The sequence below is a fragment of the uncultured Thermosynechococcus sp. genome (assembly GCF_937958135.1).
GTDB lineage: Bacteria > Cyanobacteriota > Cyanobacteriia > Thermosynechococcales > Thermosynechococcaceae > Thermosynechococcus.
Genome location: NZ_CALGOG010000010.1, coordinates 1 through 5,825 on the forward strand (window position 1 = coordinate 1; position 5,825 = coordinate 5,825).

4 protein-coding genes are annotated in these 5,825 nt (G+C 54.1%); 2 read left to right on the forward strand and 2 right to left on the reverse strand.

The annotated features are described in order from the left end of the window. A partial coding sequence (gpmI, locus tag Q0711_RS01300; RefSeq protein WP_299041352.1) for a 2,3-bisphosphoglycerate-independent phosphoglycerate mutase occupies positions 1-890 on the forward strand: 890 nt, incomplete at its 5' end. Positions 891-966: 76 nt separating this feature from the next. Next, positions 967-2,778 (forward strand): ABC transporter ATP-binding protein, encoded by a 1,812-nt coding sequence (locus tag Q0711_RS01305; protein ID WP_298613493.1) that lies wholly within the window; start codon positions 967-969, stop codon positions 2,776-2,778. Here the strand turns inward: Q0711_RS01305 and Q0711_RS01310 are convergent. Then, positions 2,775-5,255 (reverse strand): HAD-IC family P-type ATPase, encoded by a 2,481-nt coding sequence (locus Q0711_RS01310; RefSeq protein WP_298617123.1) that lies wholly within the window; start codon positions 5,253-5,255, stop codon positions 2,775-2,777. The two genes, Q0711_RS01305 and Q0711_RS01310, sit on opposite strands and share 4 nt — an antisense overlap. Before the next feature lie 3 nt (positions 5,256-5,258). After that, positions 5,259-5,690 carry a universal stress protein gene (locus Q0711_RS01315; protein ID WP_298613488.1) on the reverse strand — a complete coding sequence of 144 codons (432 nt, stop codon included), beginning with the start codon at positions 5,688-5,690 and terminating at the stop codon, positions 5,259-5,261. Positions 5,691-5,825 lie beyond the last annotated feature (135 nt).

Consider the following 5,825-nt stretch of genomic DNA (forward strand, 5'->3'; position numbering starts at 1 on the left):
TGCCCACCCGCATTGCGGAGGGTGCAGTTGAACCGGGAGACGGTGTGGTGTTCTTTAATTTCCGTCCCGATCGCGCCCGCCAACTCACCCAAGCCTTTATTGACCCTGACTTTAGCGGCTTTGAACGCAGGCTGATTACACCACTGGAATATGTGACCTTGACACAGTACGATACTAACTTTAACTGTGGGGTGGCCTTCCCCCCGCAAAACCTCAATCATATCTTAGGGGAGGTGATTGCCGAGCATGGCCTGAAGCAACTGCGGGCAGCGGAAACGGAAAAATATGCCCACGTCACCTACTTTTTTAATGGCGGCCTCGAGGAACCCTTCCCCGGAGAGGATCGCATTCTCATCCCCAGTCCGATGGTGGCCACCTACGATCAAGCGCCGGCCATGTCTGCCCTCGCTGTCACAGAAGCGGTTAGGGAAGCCATTGAAAAGCAGGAATATGCCCTCATTGTGGTCAACTTTGCCAATCCCGATATGGTGGGACACACAGGGCAATTGGAGGCCACCGTCCAAGCCATTGAAACGGTGGATCGCTGCGTGGGAGTGCTCGTAGAAGCAGCAACAAAAGTGGGGGGCACACTGCTGATCACCGCCGATCATGGCAACGCTGAGTACATGATTGACGAGGACGGCAACCCTTGGACGGCTCACACCACCAACCCTGTTCCCTTCATCTTGGTGGAAGGGGAGAAACGTAAAATCCCCGGCCATGGTGCGGATGTCACCCTGCGGCAGGACGGCTGCCTTGCGGATATTGCGCCGACCATTCTGGAAATTTTGGAGCTGCCTCAACCCCCTGAGATGACGGGGCGATCGCTAATTACCGATGCCCCCTACCAAGTCCGTCTAAATCGTACACCGATTTCTCTTAAGGTCTAAAGCCGTTCTCAGCCCAAGGGTGACGGCACAAAACTTTAAGATTTCCTAAAATGGGAGCAGTGCTTATCCTGGTTCTATGGCCACCTTTCGCTCCATTTTGGGTTACTATCGCGCCTACCGGGGGATGGCGATCGCCAGTATTACCGCCGCTAGTCTCTGTGAGCTAGTGGATTTGCTCGTACCCTATGCGATTGGCCAAATCCTTAACTTACTTTCGCAACAGCCCCTTGACCCGCCAGTGGTGGCGATCGCCGGCACGCTCCAAGCTTGGACCGGCTGGCAGAATTCCTTTGCAGTCAATCTCACCGTTCTTGGCAGTATTGTTTTTCTGGCAACTGTTGTTCGCGCTCCGATTCAACCGTGGTTAGGTGTTTGGTTTCACTGGTGGATTGCCCTTGCTGCCCGCCGCGATCACACCCGCAAAGCTGTGGAGAAAATTCTTACCCTGCCCCTAGAGTTTTTTGAAGAAAACAACCCCGGCCGCATTGCCAACCGCGTCAATAAGGGAATTTCCAACCACACGTGGAGCTACCCGGAAATTGCCGGTCAACTCATTCCCAAAACGGTGCGCGTCCTTGGCATTGGTGTCATTCTGTGGTGGCTGGACTGGCCAATAGCCTTGGGGTTAATGACTTCCTTTACCCTAATTTTTGTCTTAACCCTGCGCACGCTGCGGCGCCTCATTCAAAAAGAAGAGATTCTTGACAGCCATATTGAGAGCACCGAGAGCCGTACCTCGGAGATCATTACCAACATCAAAACCGTCAAGGCCTTTGCCACCGAAGCCCGCGAGTTGGCTCGTCAAACCCGGCGTCTTGATCGCGAGTTCAAGATGGTGATTGATCGGATTCATCGCGGCTACATGTATTTAATTACTTGGCAAGCAGGTTTGGTGCAATTCTGTCTATTCACATTGTTGGGCTTCTCACTGGCTGCCACAATTGGCGGACGGGTGTCCATTGGTCACTTTATTACGATTTACACCCTCGCCAGCATGGCCTACGCCGAAATTACGCCCCTCTCGCAGGTGTCTGAGGTCTTTGCACGGCGCTATGCCTCCATTTTGCGCTTCCATGAATTTATGGAACTACCGCCGGGGCGCGATGCCATTGACTTAGAGCAAGAAGAGATTCCCACCCTGAAGTTTTCGGGCAAGGTGGATTTTCAGCATGTTTGGTTTAGCTACACGCCGGGGCGCCCCATTCTGCGGGATATTCATTTGCTCATTGAACCCTGCCAAACGGTGGCCTTAGTGGGGCGTTCGGGTTCGGGAAAATCCACGCTAATCAAGCTTCTCTTTCGCTATTTCCAGCCGGATCAAGGACAAATCCTCATTGATGGCCAAGATATTCAAACCCTTGATGTGCGTGCCTATCGTCGTCGTCTAGCCATTGTTCACCAGGAGGTGGATGTCTTTAATGGAACGCTGTGGGATAACTTGACCTACGCCAATCCCAACGTGAGTGCGGATGCCGTCTATGAGGCCTGCGCGATTGCCCGGGTGGATGAATTTGTGCATCAGTTGCCCTTGGGCTATCGCACGATCGTGGGGGAACGGGGGTTGCGGCTTTCCGGCGGACAGCGACAGCGGCTAGGGATTGCCCGTGCCCTCTTGGCGGATCCCGATGTACTGATCTTTGATGAGGCCACCTCCAGTTTAGATTATGAATCGGAGCGGGAAATTCAACTTGCCCTGCGCTCAATTACCGGCACCCGCACAATGATTGTGATTGCCCACCGCCTGAGTACGGTTCGGGATGCCAATCAAATTGTGGTGTTGGATCAAGGCAGGATTTGTGAGCAGGGAGACCATGAGACCCTGCTTGCCCAAGGGGGGTTGTATGCCCATCTCTATTCCATTCAGCGCGATCGCGCCCCCCATTCCTAGCTAAGATCCACACCAAGGAAACGATCCAAAAGCCGATAGCGCCAAAACGTGCGTAACAAGATTACCCAGACGAACACAATTAAGATAATCAATGCCCACAGCCACGCCGAGAGGGGTTCCAACTCCGCCACTGCCCGTAGGGTCGGCGAGCAGCTGATTATCAAGAAGGTGGCCAGTAGGGCTACCACCACCGCAGGATAACGCCAGTTGCCCACAAGGGGGGCACCGCCAACCCATGTCGGATGGGGAGGTTTGAGAAAGAGGACTAAACAGAGGGAGGCCAACATCAGGGTCGTTACTAAGGCAGTGCGGGCGATCGCCACACTTTGACCCAATTCCGAGAGCATCTCACGGTCATTCAAGAGCGCCGGATCGAGCCGTCCTTGCAGGAATTCCATCAGGGGGGTGAGTTCCCGAGCTAAAATCCCGAAGTATATGAAAATGGCCAACAGGGCTAGGCTAAGCGTAGCCGGCACTACAAAGTGCAGCAATGAACGAATCAGCGACCGATGGGGGCGGGGTCTCGGCACTGCCCAAAAAGCTACAGCAAGGGTGGGTAGCCCCACGCCCCACAGAGTTAGCAGGCTATTGTGTTTAATCAGCAGCGGAAAGGCCCGCCCCGCCATAACGGTCACCAGACAGAGCAAACTATAGCTAAAGACCCGCACCAAAAAGAGTTTGGTGACATCCTGAATACCGTTGTAGATGCGCTGCCCCTCGCGAAAGGCTGCCGGTAAGGCCGCAAAGGAATCCGCAAGTAATACGATGTCAGCAACATTACGGGTAATGGCACTGCCACTTTCCATCGCAATTCCCACGTTGGCCTGCTTCAGGGACAGGACATCGTTCACGCCATCGCCAATCATGGCCACTTGATGTCCGAGGGCGCGGAGTCGAGTGACGAGTTTTGCCTTTTGCTCTGGAGTAATGCGACCAAAGACCGTGGCTTTCTCGGCCATCTGATCAAAGCTGGCATCATCCATGGCAGCGAGTTCTGCTCCGGAGATGGCGATCGCCCCTGCATCGAGGCCGACTTGTTTACCGAGGGCCACTACGGTTTCTGCATGGTCACCGGAGATAATTTTGATTTGAATTCCCGCCTGTTGAAAGCGTTCCAAAACATCGCGGCATTGGGGTCGTAGGCGATCGCCCACCCAAATCACTGCTAAAGGCTCGAGGTCTGGGGGCAATAGGGGAATCTGCTGAGGCTCATCCCACGTGGGATCACTGCTACTGCGGGCAAAGAGAAGCACCCGAAATCCCTGCTGCCGTCCCCGCTGGAGCAACTCAGCCACCGCAGGGGAGAGGTTTTCACTTTTGAAAAGGATATCCGGCGCCCCTAAAATGAACACTTCTGAGTCATTCCACGCTGCGGCACTCCACTTGTAGGCAGAAGAAAAAGGAATTTCGAGGCGAAGGGGTTGGGGACTGCCACCAAAACTTTCTGTGAGGGCAACAATTGTGCGGTTCGGAGCACTGACACTGGCGGTAAACATGGCTAAGGCGGCTTTCGTCTTTTCTTCTGCATCAGTGAGGGGGTACCAGCTATGGAGTTCAAGGGCATTAGCCGTCAGCGTGCCCGTTTTGTCAAGACAGAGAATATCCACACCACTGAGGGACTCAATGGCATTCACCTGCTGCACGAGGACATTGGCGCGGGAGATGCGCAGCGCCCCCAACGCATAGGTGAGTGTAATGGTCAGATACAATCCCACCGGCACCAGACCCGCCACCACTGCCGCCGTTTGCACACTCATTTGTAGAGTGGTCAGGCGCACCAATAGGGAGAGCAGCACCAATAGCCACAGGAAAACCGCAAGGGCAAGAATGACGCGGATAATCAGGTTAATTTCCCGTTGCAGGGGGGTCAGTTTATGGTGGTAGGTCTTGGCGGCCGCAGTCAGTTGATGAGCGGTACTTTCTTCCCCCACCTGCTCGGCCACATAGGCGGCGGCACCGCGCACACAAAAGCTCCCCGAATACAGGCGATCGCCCGCTCGCTTGGAAATGAGATCCGACTCCCCTGTCAGTAACGACTCATCCACTTGAATCTGCCCATCGCCAATTACCGTGCCATCCGCAACGATTTGATCCCCCGGCTCTAAGAGGAGAATATCCCCCTCCACCACTTCTGCTGGATCAATAATCGCTTCTTGGCGATCGCGCAGTACCTTGACACGGGGACGGGTGAGGAGGCTAATTTCATCCAACTGCCGCTTGGCACGAATTTCTTGGAGGATACTAATGATGGCATTGAGAAACACAACCACAATAATGGCGGCCACATCCCCCGGACGGCCCAAAAAAAGCAAAATGACACTGATAAAGGCAAAAACCCCGTTGATAAAGGTCAAGAGGTTTTCCCGCAAGATATCGCCATAGGTGCGATTGCTTTCACTCGCTTGACGGTTAATGCGACCTCTGGCTTGTCGCTCTGCCACTTCCGCCGCCGTAAGACCCGTCAATGGTGCTGCCATACTTCAGGTTTCCGCTGGTTTAACCACAAACACTGAGCAGGGAGCATCAGCAACAACGGCGCCACTCACCGAGCCTTGCACAACTCGCTCAACTCCCGTGAGACCGCGACTCCCCAGCACAATTAGGTCTGCTCCGTAGATATTGGCCAAGCGTAAAATTTCCTCGACGGGGTCACCGGTAACAATTTCAATTTCTGAGTCACAGGGGAGGTAGCTTTGAAACTGTTGTAAGTGCTGCTCAATACTGCGGTAGGTGCCCATTTGCGGATGCAACGAGGGGCGATCGGCACTGACCCCAAACCCCAACTCCACCGGTGAAATCACATGGCTAAGAATCACCTGGGCATCGGGCTCCAGATTTAACTGTGTTACCGCGGCCATCACCCGTGCCGATAACTCGCTGGTATCCAGTGCCACTAAAATTGTTTTGAACATGCCTGGGACTCTGTAGTTGCAATCTCTTAGTCTGCCACAAGAGCGCAAGTAGCGGTCAAACAATTCTTCTGGCCAGTTATAGCCATTCCCACAGAAGTGTTGCCTGGAACAAAAGCCGGCATTCTCAGCCAAAAG